The 19,427-nt window shown below is 69.6% G+C and carries 17 protein-coding genes and 1 pseudogene; 13 read left to right on the forward strand and 5 right to left on the reverse strand.

The annotated features are described in order from the left end of the window. Positions 1–2,157 precede the first annotated feature (2,157 nt). The 11 genes from ACGWYJ_RS32305 to ACGWYJ_RS32355 all read left to right on the forward strand — a co-directional run bounded on the left by ACGWYJ_RS32305 (position 2,158) and on the right by ACGWYJ_RS32355 (position 11,992). A complete protein-coding gene (locus ACGWYJ_RS32305) occupies positions 2,158–2,469 on the forward strand; it encodes a hypothetical protein (RefSeq protein ID WP_395110232.1) in 312 nt (103 codons plus the stop codon). Positions 2,470–2,501: 32 nt separating this feature from the next. After that, on the forward strand, positions 2,502–3,146 hold the full coding sequence (locus ACGWYJ_RS32310; protein WP_395110233.1) for an SAF domain-containing protein: 645 nt from the start codon (positions 2,502–2,504) through the stop codon (positions 3,144–3,146). Between the two features lie 7 nt (positions 3,147–3,153). Further along, on the forward strand, positions 3,154–3,960 hold the full coding sequence (locus ACGWYJ_RS32315) for a hypothetical protein (protein ID WP_395110234.1): 807 nt from the start codon (positions 3,154–3,156) through the stop codon (positions 3,958–3,960). Between the two features lie 179 nt (positions 3,961–4,139). After that, a complete protein-coding gene (locus ACGWYJ_RS32320) occupies positions 4,140–5,486 on the forward strand; it encodes a CpaF family protein (RefSeq protein ID WP_395110235.1) in 1,347 nt (448 codons plus the stop codon). Further along, positions 5,483–6,373 (forward strand): type II secretion system F family protein, encoded by an 891-nt coding sequence (locus tag ACGWYJ_RS32325; protein WP_395110236.1) that lies wholly within the window; start codon positions 5,483–5,485, stop codon positions 6,371–6,373. Before ACGWYJ_RS32320 ends, ACGWYJ_RS32325 begins: the two co-directional genes overlap by 4 nt. Beyond that, positions 6,370–7,254, forward strand: a complete 885-nt coding sequence (locus ACGWYJ_RS32330; RefSeq protein ID WP_395110237.1) for a type II secretion system F family protein — start codon at positions 6,370–6,372, stop codon at positions 7,252–7,254. Before ACGWYJ_RS32325 ends, ACGWYJ_RS32330 begins: the two co-directional genes overlap by 4 nt. Positions 7,255–7,280: 26 nt before the next feature. Further along, entirely contained in the window at positions 7,281–7,484 is a 204-nt protein-coding gene (locus ACGWYJ_RS32335; RefSeq protein ID WP_395110238.1) for a hypothetical protein, read from the forward strand. Positions 7,485–7,492: 8 nt separating this feature from the next. After that, positions 7,493–7,903 (forward strand): TadE/TadG family type IV pilus assembly protein, encoded by a 411-nt coding sequence (locus ACGWYJ_RS32340; protein ID WP_395110239.1) that lies wholly within the window; start codon positions 7,493–7,495, stop codon positions 7,901–7,903. Then, the gene (locus ACGWYJ_RS32345; protein WP_395110240.1) at positions 7,900–8,343 is read left to right on the forward strand and encodes a TadE/TadG family type IV pilus assembly protein; all 444 of its coding nucleotides are present in this window, start codon (positions 7,900–7,902) and stop codon (positions 8,341–8,343) included. Before ACGWYJ_RS32340 ends, ACGWYJ_RS32345 begins: the two co-directional genes overlap by 4 nt. Before the next feature lie 89 nt (positions 8,344–8,432). Beyond that, positions 8,433–8,813 carry a hypothetical protein gene (locus ACGWYJ_RS32350; protein ID WP_395110241.1) on the forward strand — a complete coding sequence of 127 codons (381 nt, stop codon included), beginning with the start codon at positions 8,433–8,435 and terminating at the stop codon, positions 8,811–8,813. Positions 8,814–8,884: 71 nt separating this feature from the next. Beyond that, entirely contained in the window at positions 8,885–11,992 is a 3,108-nt protein-coding gene (locus tag ACGWYJ_RS32355; RefSeq protein WP_395110242.1) for a LysM peptidoglycan-binding domain-containing protein, read from the forward strand. A gap of 82 nt (positions 11,993–12,074) precedes the next feature. Here the strand turns inward: ACGWYJ_RS32355 and ACGWYJ_RS32360 are convergent, their stop codons facing one another. Continuing rightward, positions 12,075–12,653: a hypothetical protein gene (locus tag ACGWYJ_RS32360; RefSeq protein ID WP_395110243.1), complete on the reverse strand. Its 579-nt coding sequence runs from the start codon at positions 12,651–12,653 to the stop codon at positions 12,075–12,077. A gap of 116 nt (positions 12,654–12,769) precedes the next feature. Beyond that, complete coding sequence (locus ACGWYJ_RS32365) at positions 12,770–12,934, reverse strand: hypothetical protein (protein ID WP_395110244.1); 165 nt, start codon at positions 12,932–12,934, stop codon at positions 12,770–12,772. Positions 12,935–13,368: 434 nt separating this feature from the next. On the opposite strand from ACGWYJ_RS32365, the gene ACGWYJ_RS32370 reads away from it, so the two are divergent. Next, positions 13,369–14,586, forward strand: a complete 1,218-nt coding sequence (locus ACGWYJ_RS32370; RefSeq protein ID WP_395110245.1) for a DUF5753 domain-containing protein — start codon at positions 13,369–13,371, stop codon at positions 14,584–14,586. A gap of 120 nt (positions 14,587–14,706) precedes the next feature. Further along, positions 14,707–15,546, forward strand: coding sequence for an SAM-dependent methyltransferase (locus ACGWYJ_RS32375; RefSeq protein ID WP_395110246.1), 840 nt, complete (start codon positions 14,707–14,709; stop codon positions 15,544–15,546). 134 nt (positions 15,547–15,680) lie between these two features. Here ACGWYJ_RS32375 and ACGWYJ_RS32380 read toward each other — a convergent pair. From ACGWYJ_RS32380 to ACGWYJ_RS32390, 3 genes and pseudogenes are all read right to left on the reverse strand, one after another. Beyond that, positions 15,681–16,463, reverse strand: a pseudogene (locus tag ACGWYJ_RS32380) (ISL3 family transposase); the annotation flags it as partial. 431 nt (positions 16,464–16,894) lie between these two features. After that, the gene (istB, locus tag ACGWYJ_RS32385; protein ID WP_395110247.1) at positions 16,895–17,698 is read right to left on the reverse strand and encodes an IS21-like element helper ATPase IstB; all 804 of its coding nucleotides are present in this window, start codon (positions 17,696–17,698) and stop codon (positions 16,895–16,897) included. Next, positions 17,695–19,065 carry a transposase gene (locus ACGWYJ_RS32390; protein WP_395110248.1) on the reverse strand — a complete coding sequence of 457 codons (1,371 nt, stop codon included), beginning with the start codon at positions 19,063–19,065 and terminating at the stop codon, positions 17,695–17,697. Before ACGWYJ_RS32390 ends, istB begins: the two co-directional genes overlap by 4 nt. Positions 19,066–19,427: the final 362 nt, after the last annotated feature.

Here is a 19,427-nt window from a genome sequence, read left to right on the forward strand (position 1 = left end):
CATCTACGCCTTCAGCAGCCGCGGAGTGAGCACCCGTGCGTTGCAGCACTGCCGAGCCAGAGCGCGGAGCCGCAGACCCCCAGCGCACATCGGCAGCCGGTTCCCGGGCGTGGAACACCCACAGCCGCATGCAAGCTCACCCAGGTTCAGCACCGCGCGCGCAACACCTGGCTGGAGGGAACTCGAGCGGTGGAGCGCCAGCTCAACCGGACTGTGTCACACCGAGCGCAACACCGGCCGGACACCGTGACCCCATGACAATGAACACTCCGTCCCGATGCGGGGACCGACAAAGGCCCGGTGACGATCATGATTGTGACGCGGTCAGCCGCGAAGAGACGCCGCCCCATCATGATCTCTTTTCGGAATCGCAGGCCGAGACGAAAGCCATTGGCGTGATCACCGAGTCCCCGGAGTTCACAATTCGGCAAAGACGCCCCACCGTGGATCCCACTTTGGCGACGACAGCCAGTCACGACACCTGTCGAGTGAGATTCGGTTTGACGAGCAGGATGTCCTCAGCTCGCCCTACCCCCGTCCATTCTGGATGATCCAAAAACGGAGGAAGAATGCGCCCGAACCCCTGCCTCCGGAGCAGGCTTGGGTGGCGCGATGACGGCCACTCTGCATCGGCCTCAGCCGCGCGGCCCGTCCTCCACGGCCGGTTCCACACAGGCGAGGACCATGACTTCGCCCAGGCAAAGCACACGATCCGGTGGCCGGTCGCCCAAGGCGGCAACGACAAGGGCTTGCCGCACGACTCCACCGGCCCTCCCTGCCGTCCGGCTGCCGGCCCGCTTTACGGTCGGCCTCCGCAGATTAGCAGTGCAGTCATCGGTCGGAGCGGCAGCGCCGTCTCCTGTGATTACCCAGCGCATCAAGCCGGTAGAGACATGATCATTTCGGCTCTCGCTGGCCACATCGATCCCGAAAGGTGACTGTTGTCATACGCGATCGGTCACCCTAAGCTTCCCTCTCGTCACAATTGCCGCCTAGTGCGCTACGAGGCAAAGAGTTGGCTGACCAATTCAGAGCCGGTGACGTAGCCGGCACACGTACCCGCCATGTCAGCATCGCGATGGCCCTGCTCTCGGCCACCGCCCTCACCATCACGTCCTGCTCCGACAGCGACCGCCCGAGCGGGCAGCCGCCACTGCAGTCCTCGCCCCCGCTTGCCGTCCCGTCCTCCCAGGGCGCGCCCTCCGCGGGCACGAACCAGCCAGCATCGCCTCGGGACGCGGTCATCGCCGCCTACCGCCAGTACTGGGATGCCTCGCAGAAGGCCGCAGTGCTCCCGGAGGCACAGGCCCGCGAGGTTCTAGCGCCGGTGTCCACCCCTGGTGTCATCGACGATCAGATTCGAGGCATCCGTGACCTACAGGCAAAGAACCGTGAGCCGTGGGGCCGGGTCACCGTCCACGTCTATGCGGTGGATATCAGCGGATCCGTCGCGAGGCTCAGCGACTGCCAGGACGTCAGTCAGGCCGGACTCGCTGACGCTCGGACACACCAGTTGATCCCTGGGACGCGCGGCGGAGCCAGACCGGTCAACTACTCGGCCAGGCTCCACAAGGGAGGAGACGGCCGTTGGCGAGTTTCGGCAGTTAAGGCGATGGAGGCGCCATGCACGCTCCCTACCAATTCCGCGTCCTGATCGTCCTTCCTGTCACCGTAGCGCTAGTGGTTGCCCTGACTGGGGCCGCGAACGCGGCACCTCCTGACCCGGCGCCACCCCTGCCCGGGCCGGGAGGATGGGCTGGGAGGGTTGAAGACGAAGGGCTTTCGCAGGGACGTCCGCCCCGTGGCGCCCCTGGCTCTGACCAACGACCGGGTGGCGGTTCCACGGTCCCAGCAGGAGACGCCGGGCAGTGTCCGGGCGCCGGCGCCAACGAGAACTGCACCGGATTGTGCGGGCCGTTGGGCAGCATTGCCGCGTGCGAGCCCGAGGGCGGCGCGGAGCCTGCACCCGCGGTGTCGCCGGTGGATTTGTTGCAGCAGGCGTTGTATGAGTTGCGGCTGCCGCGGCCGCGGGTGCTGACGGCTCCGCCGCGTGACCGCCCTGGTCCAGATGGGGTGGTCGGGTTGGCCCAGTGGTTCTGGTTGGATCCGGCGCAGCGCCGGTCGCTGACGGTGCGGCGGTCGGCTGGGAGTGTGTGGGTGGAGTTGACGGCGTCGCCGCAGTCGATGTCGATCACGCCGGGTACCGGGCTGGGGCAGGTGACGTGCCCGAGCGGCGGGACTCCCTACACCGCGGGGGCGCGGCCGCAGCCGTCGTCGTGCACCTATGCCTATACAGCGAGTTCCGCGCGGCAGCCGTCCGGTGCCTACCAGGTCACCGCGACCGTGTCGTGGGGCGGCACCTGGCGTGGGTCCGGCGGTGCGGGTGGTGCCCTGACCCCGATCGCGGTGTCGGAGTCGTTCCCGTTGCGGATCGCCGAAGGCCAGGCCCTGAACGGGGGTGGCCGATGAGCCCCCGGTCCGCCGCACCCACCGCTCCTTCGATGTCCAAGGAGACCGCGCCGCCGTTGCGTCCGTTGCCGCGCTCGGGGCGCCGCAGCCGGGTCCTGCTCGGCCTGGTGCTCATCGCGGTGTCGGCGACGGTGGTGGCGTGGCTGTTCGTCACCGCGGGGCAGCGGGTGGAGGTCCTGATGGTGGTGCGGGACGTGCCGGTCGGCGCAAAGATCGGCCGGGCGGATCTGGCGGTGACGCGGGCGGCGGTCGATCCGGCTGTGCAGGCGATTCCCGCCGCGCAGGCCGACAGCGTGGTGGGCCGGATCGCCGCGACCGATCTGCGGACCGGGTCGCTGCTGACGCACCGGCAGGTCACCACGGCGCTGGCTCCCGGGCAGGGTCAGCAGATCGTCGCGGTGGGGGTGCGGTCCGCGCAGCTGCCAGCCGGGGGTCTGCGCCCGGGCGATCAGGTCTTGGTGGTGGCCACCCCGGGTTCCGGCGGGCAGGACACGGCTGCCAGCGCGGCCGCGCCGCTCACCCGGGATGTGGCGGCCACGGTGGACCGGGTCGCGGCGCCAGACGCCGACGGGATGGTGGTGGTGAACCTGCTCGTCGGCGCCGAGGCCGGTCCGGCGATCGCGCGGCAGGCGTCGCTGGGCCGGATCGCGCTGGTGGTCACGGCGCGGAGGGGCTGAGAAGGTCATGGCGTTGCTCGCTCTGGTCTCCCCGGGTGGTGCGCCGGGGGCGACGACCACCGCGCTGGCGCTCACGCTTGCCTGGCCTGAGCAGGTGTTGATGGCCGAGTGCGATCCCGATGGCGGCAGTGTGCTGACCGGGCTGTTCGCCGGGCATTTCCCGGCCGACCGGGGCCTGCTCCACCTGGCGTTGCGAATCAAGGAAGATCCGGCCGACGCCGAGGCCGCGCTAGCCCAGCAGGTGCTGCCACTGGACGAGGCCGGGTCACGGCCGGTGCTGCCCGGACCCGCTGACCCGTTCCAGGCCCAGGCGGTCACGGCGGACACCTGGGAGCAGATCGCGGCGATGCTGGCCGACTACCCGGGGGACGTGATCGCCGATGTCGGTCAGGTGCGCGCGACGGGCTATCCATTCCCGATTCTGGGTGCGGCCTCGCTGATCACGGTCGTGTTGCGCCCGACGTTGCGGCAGGTGCATGCCGCCCGTTCGCGGGTGGCGGCGATCCGCCAGTCCCTCGGCGAGCATGTCCCTGTCGCCTTGTGCGTGATCGGGCAGGGGCCGCATTCGGTGCCCGAGATCACCAGCGCCTTGGGCGGGGCCTTCGCCGCCGCGGTGCAGTTGCCGTTTGATGCGCGTACGGCGGCCCGGTTGTCGGACGGGGCCACCCGGCGGCGCCGCGATATCCGCAGCAGCGATCTGCTGTTGCAAGCGCGCGGCAGCGTGCGGAAGCTGCACGCGGCCTTGCACGCCGACCGATTGCCGGGCGCGTCGCCGTCACAGATGGCGCCTGTCGGTGAGCGGGGCCGGCGATGAGCGGTAACGGCAAGGGGCATCTTCCGTGGCCGCCGCCGGGCCGGACCTCACCGCCGCGGACCGGCCCAGCACACCAAGCCGGGCCCCCACCGGCGGCAGCACCGTATCCGGCCCCGCCCGCCTCGCCGGCCACGACGCACCGGGCGCAGCCTGGGCCTTCGCTGGCGGTGTCGTGGGCGGTGCGGCCGAGCGGGCAGGCCCCGCCTGCGGCGCGGTCGGGCGATGGGCTGGACGAGGCGGCGTTCCGCGCCGCGGTCACCGAGATCAACGCGGGGCTGGACGACCAGCTCGCCACCGTCGACGGGGACGTGACACGGGCCCGTTTCGTGGTGATCGAACACGTCCGGGCCTGGGTGCAGAAGCAGGCCACGGCCGGGCGGCCGCTGCTGGGCGCCGACGAGCACGCCCGGTTGGTGCGGGCGGTCATGGACGAGCGGTTCGGGTTCGGGGCGGTGCAGCCGCTGCTGGCCGATCCGGACGTCGAGGAGATCGACATCAACGGCCCGCACCAGGTGTGGGTGCATTACGCCGGTGGCCGCAAGGAGCAGGGCCCGCCGGTGGCCGATTCCGATGACGAGCTGGCCGACAAGGTCCGCCGGTGGGCGGGACGGGTTCCGGGCAGCGCGCGCGAGTTCAGCAGCGCCCGCCCGCTGCTGAACGTCGCGCTGGACGTCGGGGTGCGGATGGCAGCGACCATGTCGGTGACCACCCGCACCCACGTGTCCATCCGCCGGCAGCGGCTGATGGACGTCACCCTGGATGAGTTGGTCGGCCGCGGCAGCATCGACGAAGTGCTGCAGCAGTTCCTGGCGGCCGCGGTCCGGGCCCGTCTGGACATCCTGGTCACCGGAGGTGTCGCCGCCGGGAAGACCACGTTCCTGCGGGCGTTGTGCTCGGAGTTCGACCCGAGCGAGCGGATCATCACGCTGGAGTCCGAACGCGAGCTGTATCTGGACCACCTGGACCGGCACGCCGATGTGGTGTCGTATGAGGCCCGCGAGGCCAACCAGGAAGGCATCGGCGCGATCACCCTGGTCGATCTGATCCCGCAGGTGCTGCGGATGAACCCCGACCGGATCCTGGTCGGCGAGGTCCGGCACGCCGAGATGCTCGCATTGCTACAGGCCATCGACAACGGCTTGGAAGGGTCGCTGACCACCCTGCACGCCAACGCAGGCAGCGAGGTGTTCGGCCGCATCCTCACCCTCTGCGCCTACGCCGAGCACCACCCCGAACCAGCCGACCTGTTCCGCCTGATCGGACGGGCCGTGGACCTGGTGGTCCACCTGCGGCGCGACCGCGCCACCGGCCACCGGTACGTCTCCGAGGTACTGGAGGTCTTGGAGCCCGCCGACTCCCACGAACCCGCGATCAACCGGATCTTCGTCCCAAGCCCCGAAGGCCGGGCCGTGCCGACCGGCGTCACGCCCAAGGCCGCCGAGGAGTTGGAGGCGGCCGGGTTCGACCGGCGGCTGCTGTCAGCAGGCCCGAGACCCTGGGCGGCCGCGAGGGGAGGCAGGCCGTGACCACCCTGATCGCGCTGCTGGGCGGGGCCGGGCTCGCCGCCGGATTGCTGACGGTCTGGTCGGGTCTGTTCGGCCGGTCGGGCCCGCAGACCACGCGGCCGCCGTCACGCCTGGCGGCGATGCTGCGGCGGCCCCTCCAGCCGCAGCAGCGGCGCCGGTCGGCGGCCGCGGCGGTGACCGGGATGGTGGTGCTGGTGGCCACCCGGTGGCCGGCCGCGGCGATCGCCGCGGGCCTGGCCGCGGCGTGGCTGCCGCGGGTGATGTCCGGGCGGCCCGTCGCGCGGCAGTTGGAGCGGCTGGAGGCCATCGAGCAATGGGTCCGCAAGCTCGCGGGGCTGCTGGGCGCCAGCCGGGGCTTGGAGGACACCCTGCAGACCAGCGTGCACCACACCCCCGCTCCGATCCGTGCCGAGGTGGGGCTGCTGGCGGCGCGGCTGCGCAGCGGCATGAACCTCGACGAGGCGTTGTACCGGTTCGCCGACGACCTCGACGACCCGGTCGCCGACCTGGTGGCCGGCGCGCTCATCCACGCCTCCCAAGTTCGAGGCCGCGGCGTCCAGCACCTGCTCACCGACCTGGCCGCGATGGTCGCCGACGACGTCACCGGGCGGCGTGAGGTGGAGGCGTCCCGCGCGCCGCACCGCACCACCATCCGTGGTCTGGCCGTCATCTTCGCGTTGTTCGGGGCGGCGCTGGCGGCACGGCCGGATTACTCGGCCGCCTATGACACCGTCTTGGGGCAGTTGGTGCTGGCGGTGGTGCTGGGGGTGTGCGGCACCGGGCTGGTCACCATGCACCGGCTGGCCAGCCAGGCCCCGGTCGAGCGGTTCCTCACCAAACCCGGCGCCTCCACCCGCCACCAGGGAAAGGCGGGGATGGCGCGGTGATCCGGCTCGTTCTGCTGCTCGGCGCGGTGCTGGGCACCGGCCTGGCCTTGGTCGTCACCGGGCTGCGGCCCGCGCCGCCACGGTTGGAGGCGGTGTTGGCCCGGCTCGGTGAGGACACCCCACCGACGCCGGGCTCGCCGGACCGGCGGCCGCCCGCACGAGTCTGGGGTTGGCTGGCCCACCACCTCACCGACACGGGCGCGTTGTCGATCCCTCGCCAGGACCTGGCGATCCTGGGGATGAGCGTCGAGCGGTTCATCGCGGAGAAGGCGGCAGCGGCGGCGTTCGGGCTGTGTCTGCCGCTGCTGCTGTCGGGCCTGGCGACGGTGCAAGGGGTGAGCCTGCCGTGGGCGGTGCCCTCGGGGTGTGCGCTGCTGCTCGCCGCCGCGGGATGGTTTGTGCCCGACGGCACGGTGCGGTCCACCGCGGCCCGCCGCCGCGCTGACTTCCGGCACGCCGTCGGCGCCTACTTCGACCTGGTGCGGCTGGCGTTCGGCGGCGGCGCCGGACCGAACCAGGCGCTACAGGCTGCCGCCGCGCACAGCGGCGGGTGGGCGTTCGGCCGGATCGCCGAGGCGGTCGAGGCCGCCCAGCATGCCCGGCTCACCCCCTGGCAAGGGCTGGCGCGGCTCGGCGACCAGATCGGCGTCACCGAGCTCGGTGATCTGGCAGACCTGGCGGACCTGGCCGGGAACGAGGGTGCCAAAGTCGCCGATGCCATCACCGCCTACACCCAGCAGATGCGAGCCCGGCGCCTGGCGGAGCTGCGCTACCGGGCCGGGTCGCGCACCACCACCATGACCGTCCCGATCGCCACGATCGGTCTGGCGTTCATCGTCCTGATCGGATTCCCGCAGATCTATCTGCTGCTCACCAGTTGACTAATCAAGGGGAGGCGTGAAGTCCTATGCCGCCAGAGGTGTCCTACGTCCTCGCGCTTATCGGCGTGCTCCGCGACCGTGTCCGCCAGCGAGTCGAAGCCCAGGGCCGCGATGCCGGGCTGACCACCTTGGAGGTGGCGATCATCGCCGGTGGCCTGGCGTTGCTGGCCGCCGGTGTCATCACCGCCATCACCACCGCCGTCAACAACCGCAAGGGCAGCATCAGGTAGGCCAGCCGATGACTTCCCCCGCCCGCCGCACCCGTGACCAGCACGACCGTGGCAGTGTCACACTGGAGGTGGTGATCCTCGCTCCCGGGATCTTGCTGCTGCTCGCGGTGATCCTGCAGGCGGCCTGGTGGTACATGGCTCGGTCGGCCGCGCACGCCGCCGCGGCCGAAGGAGTCCGCGCCGCCCGCATCCTGGGCGCACCGCCCGGCGCCGGTGCCGACGCCGCCCGCCGCTTCGCCGCCGACGTCGCCGCCGGGCAACTGCGGCAGGTGACCGCCGACACCAGCGGCAGCGACGCCACCACCGTGGCGGTCACCGTACGCGCCCAGGCCCCAACGTTCTTGCCCGGATTCGATCTTGGAGTGTCGCAGACAGTACGGGCGCCGCGGGAGAGATTCACCGTCCCCGGGGAGCGATGATGCCGCTCGAGACGCGCGGCAGGCGCCGCCGTGACCATGGGAGCGCCACGTTAGAGATGGCGATTCTAGCCCCTGGGTTGCTGGCCCTGCTCGCCGTGGTGATGGGGGTGGGCCGGACTCAGCACGCGCATCAGGCCGTCGAGTCGGCCGCCCGCGACGCCGCCCGCCAGGCCAGCATCGCCCGCGACCCCGCAACCGCCACCGCACAGGCCACCAGCAGCGCGCAAACCGCGCTGAACAGGGAAGGGCTGCGCTGCTCACCCGCAGTCACCGTCAACGCCGCCGGACTCAACCGGACGGTCGGTACCCCGGCCACCGTGACCGCGACCGTCACCTGCCAGCTCCCACTCTCGGACCTGCTTCTGCCCGGCTTGCCAGGGTCAGTGCGGGTGGATGGGCGGTTCTCCTCGCCCGTCGATCCCTTCAGAGGTCGCGGATGATCACGATGCTGGGATGGCTTCGCAGGGAGCTCACCCGTCGGCACCCTACTGTCGAGTCTCGGGACCGGGGGCAGGTCACGGTGTTCGTCGTGATCCTGTCCGTAGGGATCCTGCTGGTGATCTCGATGGTGTACTTCCAGGGGCTCAAACTCCGCGTGGGCCGCGAGGCTGGGAACATCGCCGAAGAAGCCGCCCGCGCCGGCGCCGGTCAGCTCGACCGTGAGCGCGCTTACCGTACCGGCGTCACCGTGGTCGACCCGGCCCAGGCCGTCACCCAGGCCCGGACCTACCTGGCCGCCGCCGGTGTCACCGGCACCGCTACCGCGGTCGGCACCCGACAGGTCCGGGTGACCGTCACCGTCACCCGCCCAGCGCCGATCCTGTCGATCATCGGCATGGAATCGGTCAGCGTGACCCGCTCAGCCTCCGCCGACCTGGTGGTCGGTGTGCAAGGAGGGCAAGATCAATGACCACTTCGCACCGAACTGTCCGCTCCCCGTCCCGGCTAGCCGCAGTAGCCCAAGGACTGGGGGCACTATTGGTGTTGGCCGGGCTGCTGGCCGGGCTGCCGCTCCTGCTGTGGCTGGCGGCGGGCAACCCAATCCCGCAGCACTCGCCCTCGGCCGAACAGATCATCGACACGCTGGCCCGGCCCGCCGCCGACGACACCCTAATCCTGACCGCCGCCCGCGCCATCGCCTGGCTGCTGTGGACGGCGCTGTGCGTCTCCACCGCGCTGGAGACGGCCGCCCACGCGCGTGGCCGCCACGCCCCACACCTGCCCGGACTGGGCTCGATCCAGCATCTCACCCGCAAGCTGGTGACCAGCATCGCTCTGATGACCAGCACACCCTCCACCGTCGCACTGGCCGCAGCCGCCGCGGCACCCCCCGCCGCGACAGCGCCCGTGGCCGTAGCACCCGCCGCTGACCATCAACAGGCCCCCCAGACCCCCAAGAGCTCCGACGAGCACCACGTCCAGCGCGGCGACACGCTCTGGGACATCGCTGAGGACACCCTCGGCGACGGCGAGCGCTGGCCACAGATCGCCCGTCTCAACGACATCCCCAACCCGCACCTGCTGCAGCCCGACCAGACACTGCAGTTGCCGACCCGAGACCACGCCACCAAGCCGTCCCCCGACCGGCCGCCAGAAACCCGACACAGCCAGTCCCCGGAACCGTCATCTCCTCCGCGCACCTCCGTGCCCTCCACGCCCATGCCCGACAGCGTGCCGACCGCGTCGGGCACTCCCTGGTCCTCCAGCCACACCCCGACAGCACCCGACCCCGGAACCGACAACACCGCCGACGACAGCGCCGCGGACGGCGTGGATCTGGCCGTCGTCGGTTCGGTGTTCGCCACCGGCATGGTCGCCGGCGGGGTGCTGACCAAGCTGGCCGTGCTCCGCCACACCCAACGCCAACACCGCCGCCGCGGCCGCCGGATCCGGCTCACCGACTGCCCACGCGCCAACACCACCGAACGGCGACTGGCCCGCCAAGCCGACATCTCCCCAGACAATCACCAGGCCGGACGCCTCCTGCGGGCCGCGCTACGCGCCCTATCCCACGGACTCCAGCAAGCTCAGGCCCCGCCACCGGCCGTGGTCGGCGTGCACCTGGCAGGCGACACCATCGAGATCCTGCTGGCCAACCCCAACCCCCATGCCCCGCCCCTGTTCACCGTCCGACCCGACAGCAACGACATGTGCTGGCAACTCACCAGCGAAGGCCGCGCCGTCCTCCTCGCCCACGACGCCCACAACGACGTCGACGACGAGGCCGATGGCCACACCGACCCGCTCCCCGGGCTGATCAGCGCCGGACGCACCAGCTCCGGCGGCCACCTGCTGGTCAACCTCGAAGCGCTCGGCGTCACCGGCTGCACCGGACCTACCCACCTCGTCGAGGCGCTGCTGCGCACCATCGCCACCGAGGCCGCCACCAACCCCTGGAGCGGCTGGTTCGACGCCATCCTCGTCGGCTTCGACGAACTCGCCGTCATCGAAGGCCGCGTCCACACCTGCGACACGCTTGACGACGCGCTGACCCTGGTGGCCTGGCGCGCCGACACCATCCACCACCAGCTCGGCGACAGCCCCGCCTGCGGCGACGTTCGAGACCGGCGGATACTCGGCCACACCCACGACGAGCTGATGCTGACGCTGCTCATCTCCCGGCTCCCCCCTACCCTAGACCAGCTGCAGCAACTCCTGGCCTGCGTGGACAACACCGGTGGCGTCGCCGCCATCCTCCCCGTCCCCGCCACCGCCGACGTCCCGGCCCGCTTCACCCTCACCACAGACCCTGGCGGCGACGAACCCGTTCTGCGAATCGACCCGCTGAAACTGACCGTCCACCCCCACCCCCTCACCCGCGACGACTACGACGACATCGTCACGTTGCTGACCGCCGCCGCCGACACCGACGATGTCGCCCCCGACCATCCCCCCTACACCGCTGCCCCCTCCACCTCCACCACCCCTGCCTGGCCCGCCCCTCATACCGACCCACCCGATCACGCTCGGCCACGGCCAACCGGCACTGCACCCGGGCATGAACCCGAGCAACCCGAACCCGCCACGGGGGCTCTGCTGCCGTTCCGGTCCCGCACCAGCGGCCAACACGCCAGGTCCGAAAGGGTTCCGAACACCCTTCCAGAAGAGTCCGCCACCGGTCCGGCCTCGCCCTGGACGGATCGGGTGGTGTCCTCCCCGCCGGGCTCTGCAACCTCCGCGGCCCCACCCTCGCCACCTTCTCCCACCGCGACCAAAGGAGCGCATGGACACGACCTGCCGCGTCCCGATGACATCCCGCTCCCGGGCCGCTCCGCGAGCCAGGAACCCGGACCCGTCTCCGCCCCGGACTCCGGCGCATCCCCGCCGCCACAGGAGACCATGCCCGGGCTGCAGATCCGCATCCTGGGGCCGCTCGAGATCACCGGTGCCGAGCGCGATCTGCAACCCAAGCAGGTCGAGATTGTGCTGCTGCTGGCGCTCAACACTCCCACCGGCCTACGCAATGACCAACTGCGGACCCTGCTCGGCCCCGACCCCGACCATCCCAGAGGCAGCGACTCTTTCCGCCAAGCCATCACCCGCAGCCGACGCCGCCTCGGCACCGCAGCCGACGGCCAAGAACGCATCCAGCACATCGGAAACGGGGTGTACCGGCTCCACGACGCCGAACTGGACTGGCAGCTCTTCCAATCCCTGGTCGAACAGGCGATCGGCCGCGGCGCGGTCGGGATCACCGACCTCCGCCAAGCGCTGGACCTAGTTCGCGGCCGCCCCCTGGAGGGGGCCTACTACTGGTGGATCGACACCCCACTGCTGGAAACCATGCGCGCCACCATCGTGGATGCCGCCGAACTCCTCGCCGACCTGGAACTGGCCGCCGGACACCCCGCCGGGGCAGCACGCGCAGCCCACAAAGGCCTGATCGCCGACCCGGCAGCCGAGCAACTGTGGCGGATGAAGATGCGAGCCGAACACGCCGCCGGAAACTCCGCCGGCGTCCACGACGCCTGGTCCGCCTGCCTACACGAACTGGCCACCATCGACGCCGACCTGGAACCTCACCCCGACACCGTCGCGCTGTACCGCACCCTGACCGGCAAACCATCCAGCACCGCTTCGGGCCAATAGCCTTCTTCCTAACCGCCGCAACCGCCATGGCGCACCTGCGGGTCAACGCAGCCTCCGCGTCGTGCCGCTGTGCGACGAGTCGCTAGTGGTCACTGTGGTGCGGGGAAAGCCATAGCCAGGCCCGAGCACGCCTGACCTCTTTGCAGTTGATCCATAGCTGCTTGTAGGCGGAAGGGACAACGAGGTTGCCACCGCGTTGGACGGCTTCGGTGTAGAGCGTGTCAGAAACGATCACTCCGAGGTCGGTGCCGGCAGCCTGGAGGGCTTTCTTGAACGCGGGCGCCTCCAATAGTCGAAACAGGTGCACGGTCGCGGGGCTGAAGACGCCGTGGTCGTCACGTTCCACGTAGCCGTGGTGGACAGCGGTGCGAATCCGAAGCCGGGTGGCGTCGCTGGCGAACCGGTTGTGGCCGCGTAGCAAGACGGCCAGATGATGCGCGAGCGGATCGAGGCAGTGGGTGGCGTTGACCTCAGCAGGCATCACGATCAAGACGCCATCTCCGCGGTCCTCACGATGGCACGCCGCCCACGGCAGGTTCGTCATGGCGAACGCTTCGCTGAGCCGTTCATACAGTTCATGACGCACCCGGCGCTGCGTGTGGGTGTCGTGGCATCGCTGGCCGAAGGCGACGATGTCGATGGCGATCATTGTGGTGTACATCGGTGGCAGTGATCCTCGGTGGTCCGCGCGGATGTGGGGTGGTTGGGGCGGGGGAGCGGGCCGGTGAGGCAACCGGCTGTACCTCCGCGAGCAGCGCTGTAGTGACCGGCGTTGGGCTATGGGGTGGCGGCCGGACCGCCGGTCACGGGGCCGTATGGCTCTTCGAGTTGGTCGTCAGTCCAGAACTCCACCAGCTCCTCGGGGGTCAGTTCGCTGATCGGGGCGTTGCGCAGTACACGCCCAGTGCGGGCCGCCCAGGTGCTGAACAATGTCAGTGCCACCAGTGCCGTATCCGCAGTCGACCAGCCCGATTCGTCCGAATTCCCTTGTGAGGATGCGGGCGAAGGTCGGTGTGAGGGTTCCTGGTGTTCTGGCGGCCGCATTGGCAACGGTGGCGATGGGGCGGCATCCCGCAGCATGTGGGTCCCCTTCTCTCTGTGAACCCTGATCGAACGTGGCGAGCACCACTGTCGCGGCGTGGACGGCGTCGTGCGCCGGGGTGAGACGACTTGGGACACACAAATACCGAAGGTTATTCGGAAGGCAGAATTCCAACGCTCATCCCGATTGTGCCTTTTGCCTGCGCCCGATGCTGAGGCATGGCGACGATCGCGAGCGTCGAAATGTGTAGGGTGACCCAAAGATGGCGCGACGGGGGGTGGATCCTGCTTCCGTCAGATCGCACGCAAGAGCCCTGCCGAAAAGGATCAAGAAAATGCCGGATGATGACCAGGCAGTCGTGCTCGCGGAGTTCATCGCCGACTTGAACGCCATATGGATCAAGGCGGGGCCGCCCCGCAGTTACACCGAAGTGGAGGCTCTGTCGCGGAAGTTCGCCACACCCGTGCAGGCGCGCACGCTGAAGGTGGTGGAACTCAAGCGGTCCACCACGCAGCGGATCCTGGCCGGTCGGGGACGGCAGCTACCCAGTTGGCAGTGGGTGGCGTCTCTGGTGACCGTGCTGCGGGTGATCGCAATACAAAACGGCGTCCCTGCTGACGACCTTGGCACCCTGACGGACTGGAAGGCCCGGTATGAACAGGATTGTCTGGTCTTCCGCCGACGGCGCGCGGGCAGCCCATCCGGCATAGCCTCCCCGGCGGAAGACCATGGCGACGATCGCGTGGAAGACGCCATGCGGGACGCCGTGGAGCAGGAAGCGCAGCAGGCGGAGGCGCGACCCTCACCCGCCCTCGTGGCCAGCGACGGCCACCACACACCCCACCGTACGTCCGGCGCCCCGGGACGCACCGGCCGCCCCAGCCACCACAATGCCAGTGAAGACGACGGGCACACGGAACTGCGCGCTCTGGCGCGGCGGTTCAACACGGCGGGCTGGTGGCACCCTTACCGCGACATCGTGCCTGGATGGGTCGAGATCTTCCTGGAGTTGGAGCAGGCGGCGCAGCGCATCCGCACCTACGAGACCCATTTCATCCCCGGGCTGCTGCAGACCCCCGGTTACGCCGAGGCTGTCATCCGCTTGGAGCATGCCACCGCGTCCCAGGCGCAGATCAACCGGCGCGTCGAACTGCGGATGCTGCGGCAGCGAAGACTGCTGGGGCCCAACCCGCCGCGCTTGTGGGCCATCCTTGATGAGACGGTGTTGCACCGCCAATTCGGCGATCAGGCCACGATGCATGCCCAGCTCGAACATCTACTGGAGATCTCATCCCGCCCCAACATCCGAATCCAGGTGATGCCGCTGAACAAGGGCGGCTACGCTGCGGCCGGTGGACCCATCACCGACCTGCGCTTCGCCGAAGAAAGATTACCGGACGTGATCTATTTGGAACACCTCATGGGAGCCGAATACCCCTCCAGTCCGGCCGACATTGTTCATTTCGGTCAGGTGCTGGACCGGCTCGGTGTCGAAGCCGAAACTCCCGCCGCGACCCGCGACAAGCTTCACCGAATGTGCACGCATCCGTGACCGCCACGCGGGTTGCCACCACACGGCCCACTTGATTGGCTGTAAAACAAGCCAAGGCCCGGCAAGCGCCCCGACGCTTGTCCCTGGGACCTGCAGCGGACCGCAGCGGTGGAGGTCGCGATGAATACCGAGGGCTCATTCCCCTGGACAGAGGCCGAAAAAGACCTGCTCGCCGGGATCGACACCTCCGTGCCGCACTCGGCGCGGATCTGGAACTACTGGATGGGCGGCAAAGACAACTACCCCATCGATCGCGAGGCCGGTGAGCAGTTCGCCGCGATCTACCCGGGCATTAAGGACATGGCGCGCGTCTCGCGCTACTTCATCGCCCGAGTGGTCCGCTACCTGGCCGACGAACAGGGCATTCGCCAGTTCCTGGACATCGGCACCGGGCTGCCCAGCCACGACAACACCCACGAAGTGGCGCAGCGCGTCGCCCCCGAATCCCGCATCGTCTACGTCGACAACGACCCCATGGTGCTGGCCCACGCCCAGGCCCTGCTGACCAGCAACCGGGTAGACGGCACCGACTACATCGACGCCGACCTGCACAACCCGCAAACCATTCTCGACATCGCCCGCACCAAACTCGACTTCGAACGGCCGATCGCGCTGATGCTGATGGGCGTCCTCGGCCACGTCCGCATCACCCACGACGACCAACTCGCCCGATCTATCGTCGATCAACTCAAAGCCGAACTACCGGAAGGCAGCTACCTCGCGGTCTACGACGGCACCGACACTGACCTGGCCTACGTCGAAGCCATCCGCCTGTACAACGAAGGAGGCTCGGTTCCCTACCAGCTACGCAACCCCGAACAGATCACCCGGTTCCTCGACGGCCTGGAACCGGTAGATCCAGGTGTCGTGCCGATCCACCAATGGCGTCCCGACCATCCCCTGGGCTCCTCCACGGCCGTCGACGCCTGGGGCGGGGTAGGCAAGAAGACCCTCGCCTAGCCTTCACCCCGCCAGGGTCTCGCCCACAATCACCGGCCAGCCCTTTCACGGCTTCACGATCGAGGGTGTAGTTGCGGCCTGAAGCCTCCGGTCTCGAGCAGCGATCTGGCGATGTAGTTCGTGTGCGGAACCCGAGCCAGGCGCACGACGTGGAAGGGATCCATGACCGCTGTTGCGTCGGGGAGCTCTTCGGCGGTGGCGGTCTTGAAGCCGGTGAACCCGTCCATCGCGACCACGTCCACGGCGTCGCGCCAAGCCTCGTCGCGGTCGGCGAGCCAGGACTTGAAAGCCCGCTTGGAGCGACCCTCGACCATGTCGAGCAGCCGGGCGGGACCGGTACCGTCACGGACGGCTGTGAGATCGATGATCACGGTGACGAGCTTGTCGCCGCGGCGGGTGTGGCGCCACACGTGCTCGTCTACCCCGATCGCGGTGACACCGTCGAAGCGGTTCTCATCGTTGATCAGCACCCTCTTGCCTTCGGCCAGGACAGCGTCGTTGGCAGTGTTCCACGCGACCGCGAGTCCCTCGGCGACCCGAGCCACGGTCAGCTGCTGGCACACGATCGCCTCGAGTGCCCACCGCAGCCCGCGACGCCACAGCTTCGCTCACGGCTCAGCTGCGATGCTGGTGTCCTGGCGCCACACGTGACCGCAACCGGCACACCGGTAGCGGCGCACGGTCACCACGAGCGTCGTCGGCCGCCAGCCCAGCGGCTCGTGGGCCAGCTCCCGGGTCACGGTGTCGCGCGGTACGCCTTCGCAACCACACCGACGGCACCACTGGTCCGGCTCGACGACCCGGCACGCCGGCACCGCACGGTCGGGCTTGAGTAGTTGGCCGGTGACGGCCAGGCCGAGCTCATCGAGCCGGCAGAACTTGGTCAGGTCAGGGCAGGCGAAGGTAGCGTCAGGCAAGTCGAGGTCTACCAATCTGGAAGACCTCGACTTCCCCGCCCGGGACAGCGATGCGCAAACGTGATGGCGCTCTGCGAAATTCCCCAGCGACGCTCGGTGAGAATCCCCAGCTTGGCGAGGTGAGCGTAGCGTTCAGGGGCGTCTGAGTGGAACGACATCGGGGACGGCTGTTGGTAGCTGTGGGCGTGCTGCTTGGACGGTGGTGAGCAGCGCGACGATGGTGATGGGTTGCCGCAGTGTGGGCAGTCGCGGACGCGGCTGGTTCGGGTCGCGGTTGTGGTGGTGCGGGCTGGGGTGTCGGCGGGGTGGTTTTGTTCTTGTCGCGGCGGCGTCCGGCCTCTGATCGGCAGCGGCCGGAGCAGTAGGTGTGTTTGTGGGCTTGGCTGGGGGTGACGGGAAAGTTGTTCCAGCAGACGGGGCAGGTGCGGGTTTCAGGAGACATGGGCGTTGACTCCCTGGCGGATGGTGTCGGCGTGGGCTTGGTGGGTGCGCAGCCGGTAGGACGGGCCATCGATGCCGACCACGGCGGCGCGGTGTAGGAGGCGGTCGAGCATGGCGGCGGCGACGGTGGCGTCGCCGAAGGCGCCGGCCCAGTCGGCGATCCCGACGTTGGTGGTCAAGATCGTGCTCGACTTCAGATACCGCTGATTGATGACTTGGAACAACGCGGCGGCGCCGTCGCCGGGCAGCGGCAGGTAGCCCAGTTCGTCGATGACGAGGAGGCGGGGTCCGGCGAAGAACCGCATGCAGGTGTTCCAGCGGCCTTCCAGGGCGGCCTTGTGGCATTTGGCGGCCAGTTCGGCGGCGGTGGTGAAGTAGACGCGGTGGCCGGCCTCGACGGCTGAGCGGGCCAGGCCGATCGCGAGCATGGTCTTGCCGACGCCGGGCGGGCCGACGAACAGGACGTTGGAGGCGTCGTCGAGGAACCGCAGGGTGGCCAGGTCGCGGAGAAGTTTCTCATCGACGCCGGGCTGGGCGGCGAAGTCGAAGTCGGCCAGTGTCCAGGGCTCTGGGAGGCAGGCGAACCGCAGTCGGGAGGCCAGGCGGCGTTCCTCGGTGGCATTGACCTCGATCTCCAGCAGCCGTTCCAGCGCGGCGGTCATGGACAGCCGTTCGGCGCGGGCCTCGTCCAGGATGCGGGGCAGCGCTTCGGCGGCGTTGTCGAGTTTGAGGTAGGACAGGTGGGCGCGCAGCTGCTGGTAGCGGCGCGCCTCACTCATCTGCGGCTTGGTCACTCGGCTTCCTCCTGTGTGGATGCCGGCTGCTGGTGCAGCCGGTGTTGCAACTGGGCGGCCGCGGCGGCGTAGGTGGACAGGTCGATCACGACGCGGGTGGCCGCGTCCCCGGCCGGCAGGCCGCGTAGCCGGGCCGCCTCCTCCAGGGCGGCCTGTGAGGGCGGGCGGCGGGTCTTGTGCTTGCAGGCCGGTGCGTCGCTGAAGGCGGTGAGCACGGCGCGTTCCAACGCGATGACATGGCCGTCATCGCGCACGACCCGCCCGGCACCGTCGGGTGCCCGATGGTGCTTGGCGACCACGGCGCCGCCGCTGGTGGTGATCTGCAGGGTGTCGGCGCCCAGCCGATGTCCCACGGTCACCACCGTTGCGCCCAGACCTGGCGGGACCGAGTAGCGGTTGCCGCGGAAGGCCACCAGGCCCTGCGGGCTGACCGTGCGCCGCACCACCATTTCGGCCGGGTAGGGCAGCGTGGGAACCGGTCGCAACGGCTCGGCCTCGGCCAGCGCCCCGACCGTGGTGCGCTGCCCGTCGCGGCGCCGGGCGCGTCCGTCCAGCCGGATGCTGAGCGCGTCCAGCCCCGCCTGCGCGGCCTCGATCGTCACCTGGTCGCTCAAGGTGCGCCACCAGCGTTGCGCAGCGGAGTGGTTGGCCTTCTCCACCACGCCCTTGCGGTTGCCATGCCGGGACGGGCAGATATCCACCCCGACCCCGTAGTACTTGGCCGCGCCGGCGAACGCCGCGGTGAGCTTGCCGCTGGCCGGATAGCAGACGGTGGCCATCCGGTCGAACCGCCACCGCCGACTCACCCCGCCCAGCCGCCGCACTACCGCATCCAGCGCCTCGATCAGGTGCGCGAAGTCTTCGGACTCGGCCAGCACACCGCGCCAGCGGCCCGAGGCCGACAACGCTCCCACCAGCAGATGAGCGTGCTGGCCCCACCCCCAGGCCGCAGGCGCGTCCGGCAGCTCCAGCCAGTCGAACTGGGTCTCCTCACCCGGCGGATGAGCGATGATCGCCACGTCGCGGCCCCGGGCCGCCGCGCACGGCTCACAGTGCGGCCGCAGCTGGTGTGTGCGTAGCGAACGCGTGAAGGTGGAGTACCCACCTCGGTAGCCGAGCTCGACGACCTCGTCGAACAGGGTGGTCGCCCACAGGTGCGGATCATCGGCCAGCCGCAGCCGGCAGTACTCGGCGAACGGCTCGAACGGGTCGGGCCGGCTACTGACCCGCCGCCCGGGCACCCGCTCACCGTTCAGATAGGCCCGGACCGTCTTGCGGTCCCGGCCGAGATGCCGGGCGATCGCCGAGATCGACCAGCCCTGCTGGCGCAGCGCGTGCGCCTCCACATCTTCCTCCAGCGAGAGCATCCGGGCTCCTCCGCACGGACCAAGCGACACCATCGCTCGAACCCTGAGAGGAGCAACTGATCGACGGTGGGACGTCCACCGGCGAGTCGCTCAGCTGGGGAAACTCGGTGAGCAGGTCTGAGGAATCAAGCAGAGCGCGGACAAACGTAGCCGGAGGCCCGACCTCGTGTCACCGTCGCAGTGACTTCTTCGCCTACCCCCTCAGATCGGTCAACGGCGCACCCGATAGCGCAGGTGAAGCACCCGGTTGCCGTGAATCACCACGTCTGGATCCTCCAACAGGTGCTGCCCGCGGATGGAGCCGAAGTAGCGCTTGCCGGACCCGAACACGACGGGCGCAACGTCCATGCGCACCTCGTCGA

This window comes from Actinomadura sp. SCN-SB (assembly GCF_043906805.1).
Lineage (GTDB): Bacteria > Actinomycetota > Actinomycetes > Streptosporangiales > Streptosporangiaceae > Spirillospora.